This window comes from Paenibacillus cineris (genome assembly GCF_018333335.1).
GTDB lineage: Bacteria > Bacillota > Bacilli > Paenibacillales > Paenibacillaceae > Paenibacillus_AQ > Paenibacillus_AQ favisporus.
This window is the reverse complement of record NZ_BORU01000001.1, coordinates 788,102-813,349: the sequence shown is the minus strand read 5'-3', so window position 1 is coordinate 813,349 and position 25,248 is coordinate 788,102. Positions and strand designations below refer to the sequence as shown.

The 25,248-nt window shown below is 56.8% G+C and carries 19 protein-coding genes; 7 read left to right on the top strand and 12 right to left on the bottom strand.

The genetic code is table 11. From position 1 onward, the window contains the following. Window positions 1-4 precede the first annotated feature (4 nt). The 5 genes from KI379_RS04160 to KI379_RS04140 all read right to left on the bottom strand — a co-directional run bounded on the left by KI379_RS04160 (window position 5) and on the right by KI379_RS04140 (window position 6,145). Window positions 5-895, bottom strand: a complete 891-nt coding sequence (locus KI379_RS04160) for a dienelactone hydrolase family protein (protein ID WP_076170333.1) — start codon at window positions 893-895, stop codon at window positions 5-7. 3 nt (window positions 896-898) lie between these two features. Further along, window positions 899-2,269 (bottom strand): glycoside hydrolase family 28 protein, encoded by a 1,371-nt coding sequence (locus KI379_RS04155; RefSeq protein ID WP_212982860.1) that lies wholly within the window; start codon window positions 2,267-2,269, stop codon window positions 899-901. Further along, window positions 2,266-3,411 carry a glycoside hydrolase family 88/105 protein gene (locus KI379_RS04150; RefSeq protein WP_212982859.1) on the bottom strand — a complete coding sequence of 382 codons (1,146 nt, stop codon included), beginning with the start codon at window positions 3,409-3,411 and terminating at the stop codon, window positions 2,266-2,268. The genes KI379_RS04155 and KI379_RS04150 overlap by 4 nt, the downstream gene beginning before the upstream one ends. A 161-nt stretch (window positions 3,412-3,572) precedes the next feature. Then, the gene (locus KI379_RS04145; protein ID WP_084203892.1) at window positions 3,573-5,102 is read right to left on the bottom strand and encodes an extracellular solute-binding protein; all 1,530 of its coding nucleotides are present in this window, start codon (window positions 5,100-5,102) and stop codon (window positions 3,573-3,575) included. A gap of 77 nt (window positions 5,103-5,179) precedes the next feature. After that, complete coding sequence (locus tag KI379_RS04140; protein ID WP_373309525.1) at window positions 5,180-6,145, bottom strand: ABC transporter permease; 966 nt, start codon at window positions 6,143-6,145, stop codon at window positions 5,180-5,182. A 292-nt stretch (window positions 6,146-6,437) separates the two neighbouring features. Here KI379_RS04140 and KI379_RS04135 point away from each other — a divergent pair, with 292 nt between their 5' ends. Further along, a complete protein-coding gene (locus tag KI379_RS04135; protein WP_076170336.1) occupies window positions 6,438-7,328 on the top strand; it encodes a carbohydrate ABC transporter permease in 891 nt (296 codons plus the stop codon). Window positions 7,329-7,396: 68 nt separating this feature from the next. Here the strand turns inward: KI379_RS04135 and KI379_RS04130 are convergent, their stop codons facing one another. After that, window positions 7,397-9,640 carry a helix-turn-helix domain-containing protein gene (locus tag KI379_RS04130; RefSeq protein WP_212982858.1) on the bottom strand — a complete coding sequence of 748 codons (2,244 nt, stop codon included), beginning with the start codon at window positions 9,638-9,640 and terminating at the stop codon, window positions 7,397-7,399. Window positions 9,641-9,800: 160 nt separating this feature from the next. Here KI379_RS04130 and KI379_RS04125 point away from each other — a divergent pair, with 160 nt between their 5' ends. The 5 genes from KI379_RS04125 to KI379_RS04105 all read left to right on the top strand — a co-directional run bounded on the left by KI379_RS04125 (window position 9,801) and on the right by KI379_RS04105 (window position 16,109). Next, a complete protein-coding gene (locus KI379_RS04125) occupies window positions 9,801-10,799 on the top strand; it encodes a LacI family DNA-binding transcriptional regulator (protein ID WP_076170338.1) in 999 nt (332 codons plus the stop codon). Between the two features lie 119 nt (window positions 10,800-10,918). Further along, window positions 10,919-12,328, top strand: a complete 1,410-nt coding sequence (locus KI379_RS04120) for a tagaturonate reductase (RefSeq protein WP_212982857.1) — start codon at window positions 10,919-10,921, stop codon at window positions 12,326-12,328. An 11-nt stretch (window positions 12,329-12,339) separates the two neighbouring features. After that, complete coding sequence (locus KI379_RS04115) at window positions 12,340-13,827, top strand: UxaA family hydrolase (RefSeq protein ID WP_145025062.1); 1,488 nt, start codon at window positions 12,340-12,342, stop codon at window positions 13,825-13,827. Between the two features lie 53 nt (window positions 13,828-13,880). Then, complete coding sequence (uxaC, locus tag KI379_RS04110) at window positions 13,881-15,302, top strand: glucuronate isomerase (protein WP_212982856.1); 1,422 nt, start codon at window positions 13,881-13,883, stop codon at window positions 15,300-15,302. 96 nt (window positions 15,303-15,398) lie between these two features. Beyond that, a complete protein-coding gene (locus tag KI379_RS04105) occupies window positions 15,399-16,109 on the top strand; it encodes a rhamnogalacturonan acetylesterase (RefSeq protein WP_212982855.1) in 711 nt (236 codons plus the stop codon). Between the two features lie 203 nt (window positions 16,110-16,312). On the opposite strand, the gene KI379_RS04100 is transcribed toward KI379_RS04105, so the two are convergent. The 4 genes from KI379_RS04100 to sigZ form a co-directional block, all read right to left on the bottom strand. Beyond that, a complete protein-coding gene (locus KI379_RS04100; RefSeq protein ID WP_076170343.1) occupies window positions 16,313-17,521 on the bottom strand; it encodes an MFS transporter in 1,209 nt (402 codons plus the stop codon). Between the two features lie 84 nt (window positions 17,522-17,605). Beyond that, a complete protein-coding gene (locus KI379_RS04095) occupies window positions 17,606-18,217 on the bottom strand; it encodes a TetR/AcrR family transcriptional regulator (protein ID WP_089545931.1) in 612 nt (203 codons plus the stop codon). Between the two features lie 183 nt (window positions 18,218-18,400). Beyond that, a complete protein-coding gene (locus KI379_RS04090; protein WP_244879186.1) occupies window positions 18,401-20,383 on the bottom strand; it encodes a stalk domain-containing protein in 1,983 nt (660 codons plus the stop codon). 155 nt (window positions 20,384-20,538) lie between these two features. Beyond that, window positions 20,539-21,276: an RNA polymerase sigma factor SigZ gene (sigZ, locus tag KI379_RS04085; RefSeq protein ID WP_089545929.1), complete on the bottom strand. Its 738-nt coding sequence runs from the start codon at window positions 21,274-21,276 to the stop codon at window positions 20,539-20,541. Window positions 21,277-21,646: 370 nt separating this feature from the next. On the opposite strand from sigZ, the gene KI379_RS04080 reads away from it, so the two are divergent. Beyond that, a complete protein-coding gene (locus tag KI379_RS04080; protein WP_212982854.1) occupies window positions 21,647-22,666 on the top strand; it encodes an aldo/keto reductase in 1,020 nt (339 codons plus the stop codon). A 227-nt stretch (window positions 22,667-22,893) separates the two neighbouring features. Here KI379_RS04080 and KI379_RS04075 read toward each other — a convergent pair whose 3' ends face one another. Together KI379_RS04075 and KI379_RS04070 are read right to left on the bottom strand one after the other, a co-directional pair. Then, window positions 22,894-23,658, bottom strand: coding sequence for a class I SAM-dependent methyltransferase (locus KI379_RS04075; RefSeq protein WP_212982853.1), 765 nt, complete (start codon window positions 23,656-23,658; stop codon window positions 22,894-22,896). Between the two features lie 352 nt (window positions 23,659-24,010). Beyond that, entirely contained in the window at window positions 24,011-25,234 is a 1,224-nt protein-coding gene (locus tag KI379_RS04070) for an amidohydrolase (RefSeq protein WP_212982852.1), read from the bottom strand. Between the last annotated feature and the right edge of the window lie 14 nt (window positions 25,235-25,248).

Here is a 25,248-nt window from a genome sequence, read left to right as displayed (position 1 = left end):
TCGCTTACAAGTGTTCCGCCAAAAATCCCTGCCAGCGGGCCCGCATTTCAGCCGTCTCCATATGGCCGCCGCCGGTCATGACCGTCTGCCAATGCTCCTCCTGTCCGGCGGCCCGGTATACCTCCCGCAGGCCATCGGCCAGCAACACGACGCCTTCCTCCGGGGTCAGCCGGTCGGTGCGCCCGGTCAGGCTCATCCTTGGCCGCGGGGCGATCATGGCTTGGATTTCCAGCGTCGTGAAGTGCTTCAGCAAGCCCGGAACGTAGTAGTAGAACCCGTGGTGATCCAGCCCGCGCTTCTTCATCAAGGTATGGGCATCCACCTGTCCGCAGATGTCCACGGTCACCTTGATCCGCTCGTCCAGCGCCGCCAGCCACCAGGCCATCATCCCGCCCATGGACATGCCTAGGGTCGCGACCCGCGAGGCGTCGATATCTTCCCTGGAGCACATGTAATCCAGCATCCGCCGGTTGTCATACAGCATCATGCCCCACATGACGCGCCCCTGCCATAACATTTCCTTGACGATTTCGCTCTCCGTCTTACCCGACCTCTCATGGAAGCCCCACATGTCGATACAGCAGACGGCATAGCCCATGCCGGTCAGTGTGCTGGCAAAAGACGGCTGCTGCAAATACGAGCTGCCGCTGATCAGCTCCCTGCGTCCGTTTGTGTAATTGCCGCCATGCGAGTGATTGAAAACGACGAGCGGATAGGGCCCCTCTCCGTCTATAGGCAGTGCGACATAAGCGGGCACCTGCTCCAGACCGTTTAAATCCAGCAGCAGCGTCTCGAGCCGGTACCCGTCCGTCTCTTCCTGCTTGAGCAGCTCCGCCTGGATAGGCCGGTCCTCCGGCACATCGCCCAGCAGCTTCTTCAACCGTTCCCTCATCATTGGTTAAACCTCCTCTTCGCTGAGATCCTCCTCCTGCGGAACTACGCTTACCTGCTTTACAAGCTGCTCCGGCACCTTCGTATCCTTTGACCGGCACTGCTGCCATTCCACGTCTTCGCCGTTCTCGACGTAGAAAGCCGGCCCTTCGTGGCCGCCAACCGTGACCCGGTCAAACCGAATGTCCCTCACATTGCCTAAATAAAAGCCGCGCGCTTTCATATCCTTGATGCCGGACATCATGGCCGGACGCCCCGGAACGGGGTTCTCCGCCATGGAAATATCGATGTCGGCAAACGTTAATTCCGAGATATACCTTTCCGCAAGACCATAAACAAACCCTGCCGCCGCATGTACGTTCCTTGCGGTAATATTCGAAAAGTGAATCCGCCGGAACGTCGGCGTTTCCAGGGTGACCGGATAAGGCCGCTTATCCCAGACGTACTTGTCCTTGCCCCGCGGTCCGCAAAAATAATACAGGTTCAAAATGAAAGGGCAGATGACTTCCTCCATGACGATGCCGCTGACCCGGATATCCTCCACCGTTCCTCCGCGCCCCCGCCGCGATTTCAGCCGGATGCCGCGGTCGGTGTGCTTAAAGATGCAGTTGCTGATCACGACGTTCCGGATGTCCCCGCTCATTTCGCTGCCGAGCACGACGCCGCCGTGGCCGTGGATCATCGTACAGTTCGTGATCGTGATGTTCTCGCACGGAACCCGCTGCGCCGTGTCTTCCGTGCCGGCCTTGATGGCGATGCAGTCGTCGCCGACGTCGATGTGGCAGCCGCTGATCCGCACGTTCTGGCACGACTCCGGGTCGATGCCGTCAGTATTCGGCGAATCCGCGGGATTGTATATCGAGACGTTGTCGATCGTCACGTTGTCGCAGAGAATCGGATTGACCGTCCAGCTCGGGGAGTTGATCAGCGTGACATCGCGGATCGTCACCCGGGTGCAGCGGTCGAGGCTGATCAGCTTCGGCCGGGGGTGGGTCAGCTCATCCGGGCGGCTGCGCATCTTGTCCCACCAGGGCTGGCCGTTGCCATCCAGCGTGCCGCTGCCGGTAATGGACACGTTCTTCAGCCCGTGTCCGTACACGCATGAGGCGTGCACCTCACGCAGCACCCCTTCCCAGCGGGAGGTCACGACCGGATAATCCGCCGGATCGGTGCTGAAGGACAGGACCGCGCCCGGGTCCAGCCTCAGCTCGATGTTGCTGCGCAGGAGGATAGCCCCGGTCAGGTACATGCCTGCGGGGACGAACACGGTCCCGCCGCCCGCGGCATCCGCCGCCTCGATCGCCGCAGCGATGGCCCGGGTCGCCGGCTCGGCGCCGCCGGGTACCGCCCCGAACTCGGTGATGCTGTACACGCTCATGGCTGTTCTCCTTTCGCCGCAGCGGCCGGAACCCTGGCCTCGTATTCGCCGCAGGCCTGCAGAAACGCCCCCAGCCCCTTCTGGTCGTTGGTGATGATCGGCTCGCTAATGTAATAGGCGTACGTGCCGTCGCGCCGGTCGGCCCCGCCCAGCCCGGCCACCTGGCAGTTTTTGTTCAGGTTCAGCCAGCCTTCCTTCGTCTCCAGCACAAACTCCTCCAGCAGCCCCCGATACGCTCTGTCCAAGCAGTCCTGCCATTCCTGCGGCGCAAGCACGCCGAGGCGGAGCCCTTTCGCGATGGCATAGGTGATCATGCTGGAAGCCGAGGCCTCCAAGTAATTCCCCTTGCGGCCGCCCTCATTGACCACCTGGTACCAGACGCCGCTGCCCGGATCCTGATAGGATCTCAGCGCACGCAGCGTATCGCTCAAGATGCGCTTCAGCTCCGGATAATCGGGATGGCTTCCCGGCAGCAGCTCCAGGCTGTCCGCCAGCGCCATGACGAACCAGCCAAGGGATCTTCCCCAGAAATTTGGAGATAAGCCGGTGGCCGGGTCGCACCACGGCTGGGCTTTTTTCTCGTCCCAAGCGTGATACAGGAGCCCGGTGGCCTCATCCTTCGTATGGAGCTCGCACAGCTTGAACTGCTTCGTCACGTCGTCCAGTCCCGCCCCGTCTTCAAACGTAAGCAGATATTCCAGATAGAAAGGCGAGCCCATATACAGGCCGTCCAGCCAAATCTGATAAGGATAAATTTCCTTATGCCAGAATGCCCCCTCCGACGTCCGGGGATGGGATGCCAGCTGGGATCTCAGCAGCCCGGCGGCCTGCTTGTATTTTTCCTCCCCCGTCTCGCGGTACAGCGTGAACAGCAGCTTGCCGTTGTTGATATGGTCGATGTTGTATTCTTCGGGGCGGTACCCGCGGATGCTCCCGTCTTCCTGAATAAAATGGTCCATGTTGTCCCGGATATAGTCCAAATACCGGCGGTCTCCCGTCTGCTTCCAGAGCAGCTCGAAGCCCTTGAGCACCACGCCGTAATCATACGACCACTTGCCTTCATATCCCTTACCCTCGTACAGCTTCGGCGTCCGTGCCATGATGGACTCGGCCATGCGCTGCGCCGCGTTGAATGTCTGCATGCTGATCCTCCTCGGATAAAATTTCCGGCTTTCTCTAATAAAATTTCCATCTCCGCCGGCGATTGCTTTTTTGCACCCTGCCGTCTTGGAAAAAACACAGTCCTAACCCCCATGCAGGCGGGATAGGACCTGGTACTTTCTTCTTGCGTCCGGCTCAGCCGTTATTTTTGCTGCGTAGCCTTGTAGGCCGCCTCGTATTCCTCGATAATTTTGCTGCCGCCGGATTTCTTCCAGTTCTCCACCGCAGCTTTGAATTCGTCCAGGTTGATTTTGCCGAGAATGTATTTGTAAGTCGCATCAGTGATGATCTTTTGCAGCTCGGAGCCCTGCGTTGTGTACGTTTCGGATTCCAGGGAATATGCCGGGTTCAGCACCCCGTATTTTGCGTTTTCCTTGATCAGCTTGTCGGCCTCGGCCTTCAGCGGATCGGCATCATGGATTTTGTAGCCCGTTTCGCTCGGACGGGAAGAGGCAAACGGCTGCACTTCCTGCTGCCACAAATCGGTATTGGTGATCGTAACCGCGTCATTCGCATCCACGGTATAATGGACGCCTTCGATTCCGTATGTCATGAGGGCGTACACATCGTCATCCATCAGGTCGTTGACGAACTTCAGAACGCGCTTCAGCTCGGCTTCATCCTTCACTTCGGATTTCGGGAAAGCCAGCAGTCCGCCGATTCCGTTGTTCGCCGCCCAAATCGCGCGGTCGCTTTCGTTGCCTGTCGATGTAATGTTGTTGACCAAGGCGAGCTGCATGTTATCCTGAACGCCCTTGGCCATATTCAAGAGGTTCTTCCCGTCAAACAGGGCGCCGACGTAAATTCCGGCTTTTCCCTGGGCGAATTTTTGCTGCTGGTCGGTTTTGGCGGTCACCGCAAAGTCTTGATTGATATATCCTTTTTCGTACAGTGTCTTCATGTAATCCATCGTTTTGACGTACCCCTCGGTTTCGAATTCGGGAATCATTTTCCCGTCATCCGTCACCTGCCAGTTATTCGGCGTGCCGAAGTAAGAGCCCAGCGTCTTGAAGGCGCCGTAGATCAGATCGCTCCGGTCCATGAAGCCCGTCGTATCCTTCTGCCCGTTGCCGTCCGGGTCCTGCTCGGTGAATGCCTTGGCGACGTTCATCAGCTCATCGGTCGTCTTCGGCACGGACAGTCCGAGCTTATCCAGCCAGTCCTTGCGGATGACGACGCCGTTGCGGGCGAGATCCTTCTGGAAAGGCACACCGTACAGCTTGCCGTCGATCGAAGCCGATCTCCGCGTATCCTGCGAAATTTTCGCCAGGTTCGGGAACTCGTCCAGGAACGGTTCTACCTCCCAGAACATGCCGGACTTCAGGGCATTGCGTACGGAGGAATTGTCGAGAATGGTGAGCGTAACGATATCCGCCAGGGAATCGGACGCCAGCGACGTATTGATGCGTTCTTCCTTGGAAGCATCCGGAATCCACGAAAATTTGATATCCGCCCCGGTCTTCTCCTCAATCTTGTTCAGCACCGTATCGGTCGGCGGCGACGCCGTGTGCAAAATGTTCAGCCACGTAATCGTCGTTTTTTCGTCACCTGCCGCAGCGCTTCCTCCCGAGCCCTGGGCCGTTTCCCCCTTGCCGCCTCCCCCGCCGCAGGCCGAGAGCAGCAGCCCGCAGACCAGCGTAAACGCAGCCATCTTGCTTACCATTGGTTTCATGTGCCATTTCCCCTTTTCTATTATCCTTTGGATTGATCCCACATCCGTGGATGGATCCCACACCCGCCGTGCGTTGATTAGTACACGCCGTCCTCGCCGAACTTCTTCGCCAGCCGGTTGGAAGCCATGACCAGCACAAGTCCCACCAAGCCTTTGAACAAGCCTACCGTTGTACTAAAGCTCAGCTGTCCGTTTTTCAGCCCCGCCGTATAGATGTAGGTGTCGAAAATTTCGGCCACCTCGCGGTTCAGCGAATTGAGCAGCAGGTACATATGCTCGAATCCCAGATCAAGCGTGCTGCCGATCTTGAGAATGAGCAGGGTGATGATGACCGGCCGGATCGCCGGCAGCGTCACGTGCCACGTTTTGCGGAACCGTCCGGCTCCGTCCATTTCGGCTGCTTCGTACAGCTGAGTGTCCACCACCGTGATCGCAGACAGATAAATAATGGTGGACCAGCCGAGCTCCTTCCAGATGATCTGCCCGATGTACACGGTGCGCAGCCATTCGGGAGCGGTCAGGAAGCTGATTTTGTGCCCGCCCAGCCTGGCGATCAGCTCGTTCAGCACGCCTCCGTCCACGGTGAGGAATACGTAGGTAATGGAGACGATGATGACCCAGGACATGAAGTGCGGGATGTAGATGATGGTCTGTACCCAGTTTTTGAACAGCCGGTGCCTGACCTCATTCAGCATCAGCGCCAATATAATGGGAAGCGGAAAAAAGATCACGATGTTGAGTGCAAACAGAATCAGCGTATTGCGCAGAAGCATGAAGAACGTCGGTTCTGTAAACAAGCGGACAAAGTGCTTCATTCCGACCCAAGGGCTGCCCGTGATCCCCTTGAAAGGCTGGTAATCCTGAAAGGCAATGACGAGACCGCCCATCGGCAGATACTTAAAGATGATGAAATACAACACGCCGGGCAAAATCATCAGGTACAGCAGCTTGTGACGTTTGATACGGTCCAGCGCGGTGTCCGTCCGTACCTTCCTGGCCGGTTTGACATTCATGTTCATGACGGCCGTGTTCGAGTCCTTCACCAGGTCGACCTCCTTGTAAGCGTTTCCTGTTACGACTCCAGCTTAGGCCGTTTTGGGAATTCCGTACATAATCATTTCATTGACACCGGCCATAAAACCGCATAACGGCGCCATTTTCGCCTTCCGCATCTCAGCTGATGATTACGGATTGAAGCTGATGATTATCCGGGTGACAGCCGCGGATTCCCCGCTCTCCCCCCTGCCGGACAACACCTCAGGAGCTGATTATATACGTAACCTGGTGCGCTTGGTACAGTCTAACTGTAAACGATTACAAGGAGGATACCCGCGTATGACACCATCCACAGCTTTGCGTAGAAAAGAGTCTTTCGGCAGCCGCCTGTTTACCGTCGTAAACAGCCTCCTGCTCATTCTGATTGCCCTCATTTGCCTGCTGCCTTTTGTAAACGTGATTGCGAGCTCCTTCGCTTCCACCCAGGAAGTGGTGGCCAAAAAATTCATTCTGTTTCCGACGACATTCTCCCTCGATGCTTATAAGTACATTTTATCGACGCCTACGATTTTTAAAGGGCTGGGGGTATCGATCGGGATCACTGTAGTAGGCACGATCGTCAGCATGATCCTGACGGCGCTCATGGCCTATGGCCTGTCCAGGAGATATCTCTACGGCCGGGGCTTCGTCAACTTCATCGTCGTCTTCTCCATGCTGTTCAGCGGCGGCATGATCCCGACGTTCCTCGTCGTCAAAAGCCTCGGACTGATCGACTCCTACTGGTCGCTCATCCTTCCGGTCGCCATTAACGCGTTTAACCTGATTATAATGAGAAACTTTTTCCAGGCCCTTCCGGACGCGCTCGAGGAATCGGCCAAAATTGACGGATGCAACGATTTCGGCGTTTTCTTCAAAATTATGCTTCCGCTCGCTCTGCCATCCATTGCTACCATTTCGCTGTTTTATGCGGTAGCTTACTGGAACACCTATATGAATGCGATCCTGTACATGACGGATTCGACCAAGTGGCCGATCCAGGTGCTGCTCCGCCAGATCGTCATCGTCTCCAGCGGCATGCAGGCCGAAGGGACGTCCGTGGATGTCGTTCCGCCGGCGCAGACCATCAAAATGGCGGTGATCGTCATCGCGACCGTACCGATGCTGATCGCGTATCCGTTCGTGCAGAAGCATTTTGTCAAAGGGGCGCTGCTCGGCTCGGTCAAAGGGTAACGAACAGCAAAGTCTTGCATTCCGCTCAAGAAAGCAGCCCGGACGGAAATGCAAGACTTGTGTTTTGATTACTGAGCCTGTTTGACTTTACGGTAATTTCCCGGCGTCACAAGTTCCTTCTTGCGGAAGGACCGGATGAAGTTTTGCGGATTGTGATACTGCAGCCGCTCGGCGATTTCCTTGATCGTCATGTCCGTTTCAATCAGCCATTTCTTGGCCATCTCCAGCCGGTAATTCATCAGGTATTCGCTGAACGTCATGCCAAACTCCTTTTTAAAAATGCTGCTTAAATAGTTCGGATTATAATGAAGCCGGTCGCTGATCCATTCCAGGGACAATTCCTGGTCGTACTCCGTGCGGACGATCGTGGCGATCTTCTCGGCCAGGGAACGGAACTGGCGGTTGGTCTTCTCCTTCATGCTGCGCACCATCGGCGAGATGACTTCCTCCACGAGGATCCGCTCGATCTCTTCCGGGTTGCGGATATCGAGCAGGCGGTGGTACAGGGCGTGATTGTCCTGCGTCAGCAGCACCTCCACGCCGAGCAGCTGCTCCAGCTGGATCAGGTTGTTGACGAAACGCACCAGGGCCACTTCAAAATTCATCGAGTTTTTGTTCTTCTTCATCATCTCGGCCAGCAGCGGATACAGCGCCCGGGGGACCTGCTCCTCATCGCCCAGCCGGATCGCGTCGAACAGCTGGGTTTCCAGCTCCGTCGGGTAATGCAGAAGCACCGGTCCCGAGACGACCGTCTCAATATCTTCATAGAAAATGATCGATTCTTTACCCAGATTGAGCCGGTGCCGGAGCGCCTGCTTGCTCATTTCGCAAGCCTCCTTGCTCTCCCACAGATGCCGGTACGTCTTGCTGATGCCGAAGCTGACGGAGCAGTTCAAATAGTCGCGCGCCGTCATCATAATCGTTTTCGAAAAGGAGAGCACCTGCCTGCGTATCTCCTGTTCCTCCTGGTCCGTAAACGTGAGGATGGTCGCCTGCGTGTTGTCGTTTAAAATAATCGGCAGCATGCGCCCTTCCTTCGGCACGACTTCCTCGACCATTTTGTTGATGGCGAGCAGCAGCATATCCCGGTCCGACGCCTCCCGGCCGCCGTAACTGTCCATCTGGATCAGCATCGCGACGAATGACGGCTGCGTCAGTTCCGGATACCCGAAACGCGGCAGCATCCGCTCCAGCTCCTCCGGGGACACCCGGTTCCGGAACAGGTTCAGGATCAGCTGCGTTTCCAGCTGGGGCAATTCGGCTTCCATCATGCTCTCCAGGTTTTTCTTCTCGGTGACGATCGTGTCGATGGAATGAAGGATGCCTTCGATTTCGTTCTTGTACGGCAAATGGGAGCTGCGCGGCAGGCTGCGCTGGATTTGGCGGATCGGCTTCGTGAAATAAACGGAGATGCCGTAAGCCACCACGATGATCAGCAGCGTAATGACGGCCACCATCAGCATGATTCCGTATTTGGTCGTCTTGAGCGCGCCGGAAATTTCCTTCTGGTCCAGCAGCGTTACATAGATCCAATTGTTGTAGCTGGATTTGGCATAAATCGCTTCGGCCGACTGGCGCCCGGATGCCGTCACCTTCAGCCTGCCGGCCCGGTGATCTTCCCCGGCCGACTGAACGATGTGTCCAAGCTGGTCAGCGGACAGCAGCTGTTTGTCGGGATCGGTTTCGTACATCAGCTCGCCCTGTTTGTTTAAAATGATGACCGGCGCATTGTCCTCAGTCTTCAGGATCCGGTCAAGCGTGGACCGGGAAATATCCGAAAGGGCAATCGCCTGCTTTTGCTTGGAAAAGACCGGCAGCGTGTTCACGAAACGGATGCCGTCATCCGTTTTGATCCAGAACAGCCCTTTGTCTTTGTCATCGATGTAGGCCTCGTACAGCTTGCGCCGGTCGGCATCCGTCAAATAGGACAGCTTTCCGCTCGTAATCTGCCAATTCTGTACGAGGCTGATGAGCGAATACTCGGTCCCTTCCAAGCCCATCGTGGCGATATAGTTCAGCTGTGTATTGACGTTCCGGTATTCTTCGAAATCCTGTTCCGTGATCGGCCTTTTTACGACGGCATCAAACGAGCTCGTCGTGCTGTATGTATTAAAGGCGTATTCGATCGTCTGGATTTTCTGCTCAAGCGAATTTTTGGTCTGGGTAATAAAGCTCTGCTTGCTGCCCGCCACCCGGTCGATCACCGAGTGGGTCGTATTGATATAAATGTAGCTGCCAAAACTGACGACGAGTCCGATCCCAAGGACCAGAATGGGAATAAACGTTTTATAAAACATGCGGCCTTTTTTCATTGTGATGCTCCTTTAGCCCGTTCTTGTTTCCAATTATAGCGTTTTCATGATTGGGTTGACAATATGATTCACGTGTGCATTTTTCCGGAATCATATTGACTTGAACCCTGTCTGAACTTAAACTGAAACCGTTAACAAATATTTCTTGTCACGAGGTCATATGATTACGATTAAAGACATCGCGCGCGTTGCAGGGGTATCGCATACGACCGTTTCCAGAGCGCTGAACGGCAACCCGCTCATCAAGAAGGAAACCCGCGACCGCATTGAACGCATCGCCGCCGAACTCAACTACATTCCCAATTACAGCGCCAAGAGCCTGGTCATGAAGAAGTCGTACACGATCGGCCTGTTCTTCTCCAGCATCGACCAGGGAACTTCGGCCAGCTTTCTCGTGGACGCCATCAAGGGCATTCATCAGGTGCTCGACGAGAACTACAGCCTTACGGTCCACGGGATCGACAGCATCCGGCACTATGATGCTATAACACCAAGGCGTTTCGACGGCGTGCTCGTCATGAGCCAGAGCGAAGCGGACAATGCTTTCATTTATCACCTGAAGCAGACCGGCATCCCCTTCGTCGTCCTGAACCGCCAGCTGGATGACCCCGGCATTCTGAACGTGGTCGCCAATGACCGCGAAGGCGTCCGGGAAGCGCTGGATTACGGCATTGGCCTCGGCCACCGGAAGATCGCCATCATCGAAGGCAAGGCCGGCTTCAAGTCGACAACGGAGCGGAAGCAGGGATTCATGGACAGTCTGATCGCCCACCGCCTCCCGCTGGTTCCGGACTATTTCACCGCCGGGGACTACGGGGTCGAAAGCGGCTATAACGCCATGATGTCGCTGCTCTCCCTGTCCGATCCCCCGACCCTCGTCTTCTGCTCGAACGACGATATGGCCATCGGCGCGCTGAATGCCTGCTACGCGCGGGGCGTCGCGCTTCCCGGACAGCTGTCGCTGATCGGGTTCGACGATATTTTGTTCTCGCAGTATACGTACCCGCCGTTGACAACGATCCGCAAGCCGATTGCCGATATCAGCAAGCTCGGCACCACCAAGCTGATCGAGCGGCTCGAGCAGCCGGACTCGGCGCCGGAACAGCTGTTTGTCCAGACCGAGCTGATCGTGCGGCAAAGCGTTGCGGCTGTCACCTAGGAGGGACAGCTGTAATGCCCTTGATTTTTTGAAGGCGACAATTCAAACATGATTTTTTTACACCAAAATGTTAACGTGTGCATTATGTCCATCATCTCTAAAGGAGGCATGAAATACGTATGACACCACGTCTTTCCCGCAGCCTGTTTCCCGATCTCCCCGCCCTGCCCGAGCGCATGATCCAGTTTGGCGGCGGCAACTTTATGCGGGCTTTCGTGAACTGGCAGATGCAGCAGATGAATCTGAAGGGATTATTTAACGGAAGTGCCGTCGTCGTGCAGCCGACCCCACACGGCAAGAGCACTGCGCTCATGGAGCAGGACGGCTTATACACCGTGCTGCTTAAAGGGCGGCTTCAAGGACAGCTGGTCAACTCGAGTGAAGTTATCGACACCGTCAGCCGGGTCATCAATCCTTATACGGATTATGAGGCCTACTTGAAACTGGCCGAACAGGACGAACTCGAGTTCATCACCTCCAACACGACCGAAGCCGGCATTGTGTATGAGGCCGGCCTGCGCCGGGAGGACGCTCCGCATTCCAGCTTTCCCGCCAAATTGACGGAGCTGCTCTACAGGCGGTTCCAGCTCGGCAAAGCCGGCTTTATCATCCTCCCCTGCGAGCTGATCGAGGACAGCGGCGAGAAGCTGCGCCGCTTCGTGCTGCAGCATGCCGCCGACTGGCAGCTTGGCGATGCGTTTGCCGCCTGGGTCACGGAAGCCAACACGTTCTGCTCCTGCCTGGTCGACCGCATCGTTCCGGGGTACCCGCGGGATCAGGCGGACGACCTGGAGCAGAAGCTCGGCTATGAAGACCCCTTCATGGTCAGTGCCGAGCCCTATCATCTGTGGGTGATCGAAGGGCCGGCGTGGCTGCGGGAGAAGCTTCCCCTTGCCGAAGCCGGGCTGAACGTCATCGTCACGGATGACCTGTCGCCTTACCGCGAGCGCAAGGTTCACCTTCTCAACGGCCCGCATACGGCTATGGTGCCCCTGGGCCTCCTTGCCGGACTTGAAACGGTCGAGGACGTAATGAAGGATAGCGATTTGGGCCGCTTCGTCGAGGAGCTGATGGAAGACGAAATCCTGCCGGTGCTGAAGCTGCCGCGGGCCGAGCTGCTCGAATACGCGGCGGCTATCCGCGAGCGGTTCAACAACCCGCTGATCCGGCATGAGCTGGCATCGATTTCGCTGAACAGCATTTCGAAATTCACGGCGCGCCTGCTGCCGGTGCTGATCCGTTATCAGCAGGCTCAGGGGAAGCTTCCCCACCTGCTCGTCCTCTCCTTCGCTGCGCTCCTCCTGACCTACCGCGGCGACCAGGTCGCCCGCCGCGATGTGCCGGAAGTGCTGGAGGCATTTGATCGGAACTGGATCGACCTGGAATCGTTCGTTACCGGCATCCTGAAGGAAGAACGGCTGTGGGGCATGGATTTAACGGCAGTTCCGGGTCTTGAAACGCTGCTTGGGGAGCATATCGGCCTGCTGGAACGCGAAGGCGTCCGGGCCTCGCTCCATCAACTGACCTGAGGAGGATTGACATGAAATCATTGATGAAACTGAACCCGCGGGACAGCGTCGCCGTTGCCCTCCGGCCGATTCAGGCCGGGGAACCGCTGGAAGTGGACGGCGTGAAGCTGGAGTCCGCCCAGGAAATTCCGCAGGGCCACAAAATCGCCCTGACGGCGATTCCCCCCGGCGATATGGTGATCAAATACGGGTACCCGATCGGCCATGCGGTGTCCGCGATCGCTCCTGGCGATTGGGTGCATACGCATAATCTCCGGACCAACCTGGACGGTGAGGAAGAATACGAATACCAGCCGGACCTTCATCCGATCTCCTACCCGAACCGGGGCCTCACCTTTGAAGGATACCGGCGGGCCAATGGCAAGGCAGGGATCCGCAACGACCTGTACATCGTCCCGACCGTCGGCTGCGTGAACGGTGTGGCCGAGCTGATCCTGCAGGAATTCAAAGCCGTTCACCCGGACCTCGGTCCCTTTGACAACGTCACGATCCTGAAGCACCCGTACGGCTGCTCACAGCTTGGCGACGACCATCGCCAGACCCGCAGCATCCTGCTGGACGCGGTCCATCATCCCAATGCCGGCGGCGTGCTCGTGTTCGGTCTCGGGTGCGAGAACAACATCGTTACCGAGTTCCGTGAACTGCTCGGAGACTACGACGAGTCCCGCGTCAAATTCCTCGTGGCGCAGGAGGTTGGCGACGAGGTCGAAGCCGGCATGGCCCTGCTCGAAGAGCTGTATGAAGCCGCAAGCCTCGACAAGCGCGAGCCGATCCCGCTCAGCGAGCTGAACGTCGGCCTCAAATGCGGCGGCTCCGACGGCTTCTCCGGCATTACGGCCAACCCGCTGCTCGGCGCCTTCTCCGATTTTCTTATCTCGCAGGGCGGATCCACGATCCTGACCGAGGTGCCGGAAATGTTCGGAGCCGAGCGCATGCTGATGGCCCGTGCCGAGAGCCGCGAGGTCTTCGAGAGCATCACCTCGCTGATCAACGATTTCAAGCAGTATTTTATGTCCTACGGGGAGCCGGTTTACGAGAATCCGTCCCCAGGCAATAAGGCCGGCGGCATCAGCACGCTGGAGGACAAATCGCTCGGCTGTACGCAGAAGGCCGGCACCGCCCCGGTCGTCGACGTGCTGCAGTACGGCGAGAAGCTGCGCAAGAAGGGCCTCAGCCTGCTGCAGGCGCCGGGCAACGATCTGGTAGCGTCTTCCGCACTCGCCGCCGCAGACTGCCAGCTCGTGCTGTTCACGACCGGACGGGGCACACCGTTCGGCAGCTTCGTCCCGACCGTCAAAATCGCCACCAACCATGACCTCTACAACAAGAAAAAGCACTGGATGGATTTTAACGCCGGCTCGCTGCTGGACCGTCCGATGCAGGAAGTGCTGGAGGAATTTATCGCCTACCTGATCCAGGTGGCGAGCGGCCAACAAACGCGGAACGAGCAAAACGACGTACGGGAGCTGGCCATTTTTAAAACCGGGGTTACTCTGTGATGTCACTGGACTAATAAATCTATTTCGATTTTTATCCAAAGGAGCTGTGGACCATGTTCTTGAACGACGATTTTCTGCTGACGACCGATACCGCCCGCAAGCTGTTTCATCAGCATGCCAAAGACATGCCGATCATCGACTATCACTGCCACCTCGACCCCAAGGAAATCTATGACAACCAGAACTTCCGCAACCTGACCGAAGCCTGGCTCGCCGGGGACCATTACAAATGGCGGTTAATGCGGGCGAACGGCATCCCGGAATCCCATATTACCGGCGACGCTTCCGATTACGACAAGTTTCTGGCATGGGCCCGGACTGTCCCGAAAACGGTCGGCAATCCCCTGTACAGCTGGACCCATCTGGAGCTGCGCCGCTTCTTTGGCATTACCGCACTGCTGAACGAAGAATCCGCCCCGCGGATTTGGGAACAGGTGAACGCCAAACTGGCGACCGATGACTTCCGGCGGCGGAACATCATCAAGAATTCGGGCGTCAAGGTCGTCTGCACCACCGATGATCCGGCCGATTCGCTGGAATACCACCAGCTGCTGAAAAAAGAGGACACCGGCTTCCGCGTGTTCCCGGCCTTCCGCCCCGATAAGGCGCTGAACATCGACGCTCCCGGTTTTACCGATTGGCTGGAGCGCCTTGCGCAAGCCGCGGGCCAGCAGGTCACGACGTATGCCGAACTGCTGGATGCTCTGAAGCAGCGGATCGACTTTTTCCATGAGCAGGACTGCCGCCTCTCGGACCATGCGATCGACGTGCTGCGCTATCAGGAGGGCAGCGCCGAAGAGCTGGAGCGGATTTTTACGAAAAGGGTGGCCGGCGAGACGCTCTCCCTGGAGGAAATCACCGTTTACCGCACGGAGCTGCTGAGCGCGCTGATCGGACTGTATCACAGCAAAAACTGGACGATGCAGCTGCATATCCATGCCTTCCGCAACAACAATACGCCGATGTTCAAGCGTCTGGGGCCTGACACCGGGTATGACGCCCTGAACGACCTGCCGCTGGCCGGCCCGCTGTCCCGGCTGCTCGACCGTGCTGAATGCGGCCAGGGCCTGCCGAAGACGATTCTGTATTCGCTCAACCCGAACGACTATCCCGTCCTGCTGACTCTGATGGGCTGCTATCAAAAGGATACGGCCGGCAAATTCCAGCTCGGTTCCGGATGGTGGTACAACGACACGCGCAGCGGCATGCGTCATCAGCTCACCCTGCTCTCCGACAACAGCCTGCTGGCCAACTTCGTCGGCATGCTGACCGACTCCCGCAGCTTCCTTTCCTATACCCGGCACGAATACTTCCGCCGCGTGCTGTGCGAGCTGATCGGCGAGTGGGCCGAGCGCGGGGAAGCGCCTGACGATGAGGCGCTGCTCGGACAAATCGTGGAAGATATCGCCTACGGCAACGCGGAGCGGTATTTCGGCTTCAAGGAGCTCGGCATTCCCGAAGCGCTTCGTTCCTAAGCATAAGCGTGAGGCAATGCTGAGCGATAACCACCCCAAGCCATGCCAGCAGACCACTTTTGGGTCTCTGGTAAAAGAAAGGGAGGACTCCGTTCTATGACCATGACGCTGTATATCGTCGGCGATTCCACGGCCGCCCTGAAGGGCGCCATCGAGAAGCCCATGACCGGCTGGGGCGAATATTTCCAGCAGCACCTGGATCCGGCGATCCGGGTAGACAACCGGGCCATCAACGGGCGCAGCACCCGCTCTTTTATCGCCGAGGGCCGCTGGGCCGCCGTGGAGAACGAGCTTCAGCCTGGCGACTACGTGTTCATCCAGTTCGGCCACAACGATCAGAAGCAGGAAGATCCTTCGCGCTTCGCGGATCCTGCTCCCGGCGGGGAATACCGCGCCAACCTGAAGCGGTTTATCGAATCGGCCCGCTCGCGCGGCGCCATCCCCGTCCTGCTGACTTCCGTCAGCCGCCGCCGGTTCACAGCGGAGGGACTTCCGGATCCCGACGCTGTCGGTCCCTACCCCGAGGCAATGCGCGAAACTGCGCAGGAGGCTGGCGCGCCGCTGCTCGATCTGTTCACGGCTTCCCAGCAGCTGTATCTCCGGATGGGCCAGGAAGAGTCGAAGCATCTGTTTATGCATCTGCCCGCCGGGTCCCATCCCAATTATCCCGATGGGATCGCCGACGACACGCACTTCTCGGACCGGGGTGCCCGGGAAATCGCCGCGCTGGCAGCGGAAGCGATCCGGCAGTGCGAAGCGCTGCCCGGACTGCACCCGCTGCTGCGCAACCTTGCCCCGACAAGCTGATGCGGCGAGTGGCGGCCTGCTCATGGATGGCCGTTGTTTGCCCGCAAGCTTAAAGCCTTTGCGGATTCACAGGGACCATGGCCATGACTTGCGGCTTTATTCCGCTAATAGACGCAAAAAAAATCCTCCGGGCCCATAGGGCTCGGAGGATTTTTCATCATATTCCGGTGTTTATTTATATATCATGCTAACCCGTCCCTGAATTAACGCACCGATCTGGACTCCAGCTCATACTGCGTTTCCCGGGACTTGAAGGACAGCAGGAATCCGAATACCAACACGATGCTCGCGAGAATGTACGGATAATTCACATTCATGTCAAACAGCGCTCCCGCAATGATCGGACCGATAATGTTGCCAAGGCTCGTAAACGCGGAGTTCAGCCCCGCCACATAACCCTGCTCCTCATTGGCAAACTTGGACATCTGCGTCCCGATGGCCGGGCGCAAAATATCCATTGCCAGAAACAGAACGAAGGTCACGGCGACCATAAGCCAGAACGTATGCACAAGCAGCGTGAAAATAATAAAGAGGATCGATACGAAAATGCTGAGCGTGATGACTCTTTTCTCTCCGAACCGGTTCAGGATCCAGCCGAAGATGGTGATCTGCACCACCGCCCCGCAGACCGAGCCGAACGTAATGATAAAGGCGATATCCTTAGGCGTAAAGCCGAATTTATGATCGACAAACAGCCCAAACACCGTCTCGAAATTGGCGAGCCCGAACGAAGCGACAAACACAACGATCAGACTGATAAAATAAGGGGCCCGGTAGGCACCCGCCAGCTGGCGCAGCAATCCGGCCGGTGCCATCTTGGTATCCGATCCGTCGCTGGTCTGCGCGGCCTTCGGCACTTCCCGCAAGAAGAACGCGGTAACCGCCATGGCCAGCAGCCCGCCGACCGCGGCAGCGTAGAAAGGAACTCGAATGCCATATTCGGCAAGATAGCCGCCGATGCCAGGTCCGATGATAAAACCAGTCGTGATGGCAGCGTTGATGAAGCCCATCCCTTTCCCGCGCTCTTCCTCACTTGTGACGTCAGCGGTATAGGCCATGACGGCCGGCATAACCAGAGCCGCACTCACCCCGCCCAGCATTCTCGCCAGGAACAGAAACGGCAGCGTGCTGGAAGCGCCGAACAACCATTCCGACACGGCGAACAGCAGCAGTCCGGCCAGGATGACCTTTTTGCGGCCGATGGAGTCCGACAGCCTGCCGGCGATCGGCGAAAAGACGAGCTGCGTGATGGAAAAGGCCGCGACCAGCAGGCCCAGCACGCTTCCGTTAATGTGCAGCAGATTCATATAACTCGGCATAATTGGAATGATAAGTCCGATGCCCGTAAAAATAATGAAGTTGTTGAGCATGAGGAGCAGAATGGCTCCCCGGTTTCTAACTAGCAGCGACATAAAAAAGCCTCCGTAAGCAAATTCAGCATGTATACTGAACGTTCGTTATGTATTATGGCGTGAGATAACGAAGACCATTCTCCGCTATCGTTCTTTTGCTTGCTTATCCGTCGCCACTCCGTTCAAAAAAACAGTGACGGCATCCCGGTACAGCAGGGTCGTCTTCTCAGGGTTTAATCTGCGCGACAGCTGATTGGCGCCGAAAAAAATCGCCTCCAGCACGGCCGCGAGCCGCTCGGCATCGCCCGGCATGAATTCGCCGCGGTCGATTCCTTCCTGCAGCAGGTTCTGATTAAACGCCAAATGCTTGACCTTCATCTCGGCCATACGGGATTCCACTTCGGATGTCTTTTCTTCGTTATGAAAAAATTCATCGGCTGCCTTCGTGAGCGGATGGTTCAAGTCGTCAGCCGCCAACTGTTCCGCCACGGCATACAGCTTATCGGTAGTGGTCTTATACAAGTGCTCGTTTTGCTCCCAGTTCAGTTCCCATTCGCGGTCCCACTCTTCGAGCAGGTGAAGGAATAATCCTTCTTTGCTCTTGAAGTGATAGTAGATGTTGCCTTTGCTGCTCCCGGTCGCGGCCACGATATCTTCGATCGAAGTCGCCTTATAACCCTTTTGAACAAACAGCGTGCGGGCGGCATCTGCAATCTTCCTCTTGGTCTGTTCGCTTTGCAGCTGCTTCTGGTTCATGACGCTCACTCCAATACATATATATACCGAACGTTCAGTCAGTATTGTAGCACGGCATTTTTTTCATGGCAAGCCGCAGTTTATTTTTCCTGTGACACGATCTAAAAAAACCGGCCACCGGGGTGTACCCGGCGCCGGTTTATGTAAATGGACTGGCGGCTCAAATGATTGCTGATCCAGCCGTTACATGATGATTAATGTAACCTTGCCATCGATGAAAGAGACAACATCGTAATTGGACCAGCCCCAGGTCTCGATCTTCGTTCCGTTCACGGACTGGATATCTTTGGCGGCGGGATTTCCCCAGGACAGCAGCACCTGCTCCTTGGTCATGCCAAGCGTTACATTGCCCGCCTTGATCTGGCTCCAGACGGAAGATGACCATTTATACTTTGTATAGGGATCATATTTCAAAAAGTACGTTGAGTCGGCAAACAACTGCGTCACTTCCGACGTATTCATGGCATAGCTCTTCAGCGTTTTTCCAGCAGCCGATTTGAAAACGACGACAAAGCTTCCGGTGTCCGTGGGAAGAACATCCGTCACCGTGACTTTGGAGAACCGTTCCCAGCCATCAAAGTCGTTCACCCAATACGTTTTCCCGATGAATTTGGCCAGACTGCCCTGCATTGCTTTCTTGATCAAGCCCGCAGTGTCTTGGGAGACGATCGTCATCTTGCCCTGACCGAGTGCAACTTCGGCCTGCCGCCATTTGGCATCCCAGGTGACCTTGGCCCCCAGCGTATCGGCAAGCAGGGAGGCAGGGATGTACGTTTCGCCTTTGTCGATGATTGGCGACGCTTTTAATGTCAGATGACTGCCGTTAAATTGTGCTGCCTGACTGCCGGCCTTAAATGACAGCTTCGCATCTCCGAGAGCAGCGTTCCAATTTCCGCCCGATACCTCAGCCGTACCTCCCAGCGCCTTGAACACCGTCTTGGCTGGAAGATATACGGTTCCACTGACCTGTTTGGCATATTTCAACGGATCGCGGAGGCTGACCGTCACCGTCACGCTGGATGAGACGCTGCCAGAAGTCACCGTCAGTTTCGTCTCGCCTACGCCGGCCGCTTTCAGCTTGCCGTCAGGCTGCACCTTCAGCAGGTAAGGCTTGTCCATGTCGATCTGCGCTTCCTTCAGAGGCACCTTCAGCTTGGCCCCGTTGGTATACGTCTCTTGAATATCGACCTGTACCGTATCGCCAACATACGGCTTCTTATCGGAGACGGACATGGACACCGCCTTCACGGCAGGCACCTCCACCGGCTGGACCTCGCCGTCCTTGCTGATGACCCATGTCCCGTCGGCACGCTGCGCGTAAATGCCTTCGGTCAAGTCATCCTTATACGCATCTACCGCCGTCTTGACCACGTTGGTCAGCCCCTGAACCTGCGTGGTCAGCTTCCAGCGGTTGGAGTATTCTCCCGTCTGCCATACGGTTCCATCCTTGCGAGTCACAATCAGCACATCGGTTGGTTCTGCGGAAACATAAGAAATATGTACCGCATCAGTAGCAACGGTTACCGGGATAACCCGGCCATTGTCGTCAAAGTTCGACATTTGATAGACCACGACTTCTCCACCTGTGTACAGCAGAGCGACGCGGTCGTCATGCACGGCCATCGACTTGACCGATCCGGCATTGTTTACGGTTCCGACTTTTTTGTATTGATCGGTCTTGTACGGATCCTTGAACAACAGCTCTCCGCTCTGGGTCAATGCGGCAAAATCCTTCTCCCCGTAGCCAATCAGCGTTATGTCGCTAAGATTCTTCAGCTTGCTGTCACCGGCCCAGACGGTACCATCGGCCTGAAGCCGGTACGGCCCGGACACCTGCTTGATTCCGCTTTTCCCCTCAACCACATGAGGCTTCATGCCGATATCCCATTCAACCAACCGGCCGTCACGCGTGATACCCAAGCCTTCGTACACGTTCCCCGAAATCTCGTCGACCGAGCCTTTCGTATAGATGGTCCGGTTTCCGTCGACCATGGACCACATCGAGCCGTCACTCATCAGATACGTATTTTTGCCGGCGATGTCTTTAATCTGCAGCTGCTGAGCCCCGTCGGCAGAAGCCGTCTGATGGCCGAAAGCCGGGACGGCACCCATCATCAAGGCGCCCAGCGCAATCGTAGACAGCCTTCTTTTCCATGTTACGTTCAAGTTCATAACCCCTCTTTGTCATATTTAGGCAAATCCTTGTATGATTCGACACCATGGCAAAATATCCCTTCAAATCAAAAAACACGCCACTCATTATTGTGACGTGTTCTTTACAACGAAGGGATTAACAACATTCGCTGACCCACCCAAATACGTTAACGCTCCGCCCGGGTCGAAGCTTTTCGCCGTGCCGGCTTCTTGGCAACCCTTCCATAGACGACCGGCTTGGGCAGGTTCACACGGTAATCGATGATGCTGCCGTACTTGTCTGTTCGGATCGTACAGCAGCTGTTCATCAGCTCCCGCACCATTTCACGGCCCCGCTGGACCCTCGATTTGGCCCCCGAATAGGAAATGCCAAGCCTCTCGCTCAGTTCCTTCTGCGACATCCCTTTCAGTTCGGAGAGCTCAACCGCCTCCCGGTACTTATCCGGCAGGTAAGGAATAACGCCTTTCATCCCGCAGATCGCCTCCTGCGAGTAGTCTTCGCTTTCCTCTTCCGCAACGCTTGGCAGCTGCTCCGGAAGTTCATCCAACCGTCTCTCCTTTCGGAAGTGATCCGTCACCGCATTCCGCGCAATCTGATACAACCAGGCCCGAAGCCGATCCGGGTCCTGCAGTTCCGGCAGGTGCAGGTAAGCCTTCATGAAGACCGTCTGCACGATATCTTCGGTATCGGGGTGGCGATTCGTCCGGCGCGCTACGAAAGCGGAAATCGGCTCGTGATATTGATCCCACAGCATTTCCGGCGTGATCGCCGGCCGGCAGCCATTGGCCTTCCATCCTGCAGCATCCGTGTATCCGGCCTGATCTTCCGTCATCACGGAATGGTTCACGGCTGTGTGTACCTGCTTCGGTTCATATCCCTTTTTCTGTGCTGGTCTATCCTGCATTATGACATCTCCTTCCCCGTAGAACACGGCTTTTTTATATTTATCCTGCGTTTAATATAAATTTTTCAAAAAAATTCCCGCACTTTTGCGTCTTTGATCGGGTTTCCCCGTCTCCATCAATATAACAAAAACATTCATCGACGTACATTCTCAGATGACAGACCGCGTTTAGCGGAACTTTTTCTTGCGAGATCAGGATGTTTAGCCTCAGAGGTTTATCATTTCTAATCTTTTAACAAAAACATCTATCGACGTACATTCTCAGAAGACAGACCGCCTTTAGCGGAAGTTTTTCTTGCGAGATCAGGATGTTTGGCCACTGAAAAGCTTACATTCTGATCTCTTAAAACAAAACCTGGAGGGATAAAAAATGAAATACAATTTGTTGGGAAATACAGGCGTGCTGGTATCGGAGATCGGGCTGGGAGCCATGACGTTTGGCGGCGGCGGACAATGGGGCGTTTTCGGCGGGCTGGGAGAGCAGGACGCTGCACACCTTGTGTGGCAGGCGCTCGACGCGGGGGTCAATTTTTTTGATACCTCCAACATTTATGCCGGCGGACGCTCAGAGGAAATTCTCGGCAAAGCGCTTGGGGCGAAGCGGCAGGACGTCATCATCGCCACCAAGGTGAGGGGGCGTACGGGCAGCGGCCCGAACGACCTCGGCTTGTCCAGACTGCATATTATGCGCCAGGTCGAGGAAAGCCTGAAACGGCTCGGCACGGACTATATTGACCTGTATCAAATCCATAACCCGGACCAGCTGACCGATTGGGAAGAAACGCTGCGGGCGCTGGACGACCTGGTCCGCAGCGGCAAGGTCCGCTACATTGGCTCTTCCAATATGACCGGCTGGGAGCTGATGAAAGCCCGGGGCATTTCCAGGGAACTTGGCCTGCATGCTTTTAAAAGCAGCCAGTCCTACTATTCGCTGGCCGGCCGTGACATCGAAAGGGAGATCATTCCCGTCCTGAAGGATCAGAACATGGGCCTGCTCGTATGGAGCCCGCTTGCCGGCGGCTTCTTGTCGGGAAAATACACCCGCACGCGCACCGGAAATACCGATGACCGGCATACCAAGTTTGCTTTTCCGCCGGTAGATGTGGATAAAGCCTATTCCATCATCGACGTGTTGGAGGACATCGCGAAAACCCGCGAGTCTACCGTGGCCCGCATCGCCCTCGCCTGGGTGCTGAACCAGCCGGCGGTAACCAGCGTAATCGTCGGCGCCAAGCGCCCGGATCAGCTGCAGGATAACCTCGAAGCCAGCGGGATCGTGCTGACAGATGACGAGCTGGCCCGTCTGGATGAGGTGAGCCGGCTGCCGATCGAATATCCGGCGTGGCCCTTTATGGAAGAGGATGATTCGATTATCCGCAAGCACCCTTGAGGCTTTGAGCCGTATGCCATCTAGCTGAGTTTACATGAGTCGGGCACGCGTTCGCGTTCAGCGGGAGACTTTCCTGCAAGCAGAAATGGCTCAGCCTGACTAAGATATTTATTCATTTCTCATGATCTTGGACCGTCTCTAAATATCGCAAAAAGCCGCGGAGCCCTGCGTCTATTAGCTGGGGCATCCGCGGCTTTTGTGCTGTCCGGACCGGGACGAAACTTCCGCTACACTTCACCCCAGAATAATTCCGTTTCGTAATCGAAGCTGATCTTCCCGTCCACCTGGGTCTGCTCAAACAGCTCCTGCAGCCCCTGCTTCATCCGCTCATGGTTCGGCTCGCCCTCGGCCGGCACATAGGAAGACGACATGGCCCTGCCGATCAGCTCTTCCAGATTAAACAGCTGACGGTTGCCAAATACCGCGGTGTGCATGCCTTCATCCCGGAAAAACGGCTGCAGCTGCGCCCCGGAAATGTTTTTGTGGGTCATTTTCTCATAATCTTTGCTGTACAGACGCAGCAGCTGCTCGTATCCCTCCAGAAAAGGCGTGCCGCTCGTGAGCCGGGAGTTCCAGATCAGGACGGCTTTGCCGCCGGGCTTCAGGATCCGGTGAAACTCCGCCTTCGCGGCCGGACGGTCAAACCAATGAAACGATTGGGCGCACACGATGAAATCGACCGCGTCCGCAGGCAACCCGGTATCTTCTGCAGCGCTGGCGTGCGAGCGGTAATTCGGCGACGCGCCAAGCTCTTGCTCAGCCGCTTCCCGCATAGCTGCGTTGGGCTCCACGGCAATAACGTTGCTGCCCCGCTCCAGCAGCAGCTTGGAGAAAATGCCGGTGCCCGCACCGATATCGGCAATCATCGAATCGGCCGTCATGCCGACTACGGAATAGAGGTAATCCACCGCCTCCGCAGGGTAGCTTGGGCGGTACTTGACGTAGTTCTCCACCCGGTTTGAAAATCTTGCCTTGCTGTCACTGCTCATCATGCTTCACGCTCCTTTAGCAACATTAGATCATGCCCTCGCATCGAACCACGAACCTGCATCCTGCTGTACTTTCTCGATGATATGTTTCATAGAATGAAACACAGTTCCATTAATTTCTGTCTTGATTATAGAAAACCCTGCGTATTGTTGCAAGACCTAATTTAGAGAAGCGAAGTCATCTCACCTGTTGGCAGATCCCCTCAAGCGCCAAACCGCAAGCACAAAAATGCCGCCAACCCCTGCATCGCAGAGGCTGACGGCTTTCAAGTTTGTCCCCCGGCCCGCAGAGCCCGGCTGTCTATTGGGCTTCAGTCAGTCCAGCGGCACGGCAAGAGCCGGCCCGACCTACTGCTCAGACCAGCGCTCCGGCCACGATGTTCCCCCGGAACAATGTAGCCACCCGGGGTGATTTGCGGGCGACCGCCTCGGCCGAGCACGACGCGTCGACCAGCGCAAGGCTCGCCTCATCGCCGATCCGCGGCCAAGCCTGGCGGCCTTCGGCATCAAGCGGCGTTACTCCGCCCGTGATGTACTGCAGGCCCTGCGCGAGCGCCTGCTCGTTCACCCAGCCGGAGATTTCGGCCAGACGGCCGGCGCGCTCGAGAATGTCGCCGGTGCCAAACGGCGACCATACGTCAAAGACGTTGTCGCAGCCGACCGACACGGATACGCCCCTGCCTTGCAGCAGGCGTACGGGCGGAAACTTGCGATTCATCGGCACGCTCGTGATGATTCCGATCCCGGCTTCCGCCAGCATGTCTGCGGCCGCTTCGGCCTGCCCGGCGGGAATGTCGCCGAGGCAGAACGCATGGCTGACAGCAACCTTGCCCGCCAGACCGGCATCCCGGGTGAGGCTGGCCAGACGCTTCAGCGTAAACAACCCGAGATGATCCGGGTCGTGCAGATGCAGGTCGATCCCCGCTCCTTCGGAGGCCGCCAGCTCGACCATCGTTCGCAGGGATTGTTCCACATCCCCATCGACCGTTGCCGGATCGACCCCGCCGACGAGCGACGCCCCGCTGCGCAGCGCTTCCCGTACCAGCCTGGCAGACTGCGAGCGCAGGAGCCCCTGCTGCGGAAAAGCGACGATTTCATACGTCAGCTTGCCATCAAACGCCTGCAGCGCCTTCTGCACCTCTTCCATCTGCTTGAGACCGGCCTCTGGGTAAATGTCCACATGGGTCCGGACATGCGTGACGCCGGATCGCAGTGCCGTCTCCAAATACAGGGAGGCCCGCTCGGCGATGGAAACGGCATGCTCCGCATGCAGGCGTTTTTCCTCGTCCAGCCGGTCAAAAATATGCTTTGCTGGCGTAACCGGCCGCCACTTGGAACCGAGCAGCGTCTTGTCCAGATGGCAGTGCTTCTCGATAAAAGAAGGAAGTGCCAGATTCGACTTGGCGTCAAGCCGCGGCAAATCGTCCGTAATCGCCTGATTCGCCGGAATTTTATCCGCGATCTTGCCGTCCCGGATCAGGAGATGGCACAGCTCTGTTTCCGTGCCGGTCACCACGCCGTTGTCGGTATGGAGTCCGCTCTCCAGGCGGACGTTGGTAAGCCAAAGAGCTGATTGCATCGATATCAACATCC

Coding starts and splice junctions, on each gene's coding strand:
- KI379_RS04160 (WP_076170333.1), bottom strand. CDS start 895: ATGATGAGGGAACGGTTGAAGAAGCTGCTGGGCGATGTGCCGGAGGAC.
- KI379_RS04155 (WP_212982860.1), bottom strand. CDS start 2,269: ATGAGCGTGTACAGCATCACCGAGTTCGGGGCGGTACCCGGCGGCGCC.
- KI379_RS04150 (WP_212982859.1), bottom strand. CDS start 3,411: ATGCAGACATTCAACGCGGCGCAGCGCATGGCCGAGTCCATCATGGCA.
- KI379_RS04145 (WP_084203892.1), bottom strand. CDS start 5,102: ATGAAACCAATGGTAAGCAAGATGGCTGCGTTTACGCTGGTCTGCGGG.
- KI379_RS04135 (WP_076170336.1), top strand. CDS start 6,438: ATGACACCATCCACAGCTTTGCGTAGAAAAGAGTCTTTCGGCAGCCGC.
- KI379_RS04130 (WP_212982858.1), bottom strand. CDS start 9,640: ATGAAAAAAGGCCGCATGTTTTATAAAACGTTTATTCCCATTCTGGTC.
- KI379_RS04125 (WP_076170338.1), top strand. CDS start 9,801: ATGATTACGATTAAAGACATCGCGCGCGTTGCAGGGGTATCGCATACG.
- KI379_RS04120 (WP_212982857.1), top strand. CDS start 10,919: ATGACACCACGTCTTTCCCGCAGCCTGTTTCCCGATCTCCCCGCCCTG.
- KI379_RS04115 (WP_145025062.1), top strand. CDS start 12,340: ATGAAATCATTGATGAAACTGAACCCGCGGGACAGCGTCGCCGTTGCC.
- uxaC (WP_212982856.1), top strand. CDS start 13,881: ATGTTCTTGAACGACGATTTTCTGCTGACGACCGATACCGCCCGCAAG.
- KI379_RS04105 (WP_212982855.1), top strand. CDS start 15,399: ATGACCATGACGCTGTATATCGTCGGCGATTCCACGGCCGCCCTGAAG.
- KI379_RS04100 (WP_076170343.1), bottom strand. CDS start 17,521: ATGTCGCTGCTAGTTAGAAACCGGGGAGCCATTCTGCTCCTCATGCTC.
- KI379_RS04095 (WP_089545931.1), bottom strand. CDS start 18,217: ATGAACCAGAAGCAGCTGCAAAGCGAACAGACCAAGAGGAAGATTGCA.
- sigZ (WP_089545929.1), bottom strand. CDS start 21,276: ATGCAGGATAGACCAGCACAGAAAAAGGGATATGAACCGAAGCAGGTA.
- KI379_RS04080 (WP_212982854.1), top strand. CDS start 21,647: ATGAAATACAATTTGTTGGGAAATACAGGCGTGCTGGTATCGGAGATC.
- KI379_RS04075 (WP_212982853.1), bottom strand. CDS start 23,658: ATGATGAGCAGTGACAGCAAGGCAAGATTTTCAAACCGGGTGGAGAAC.
- KI379_RS04070 (WP_212982852.1), bottom strand. CDS start 25,234: ATGCAATCAGCTCTTTGGCTTACCAACGTCCGCCTGGAGAGCGGACTC.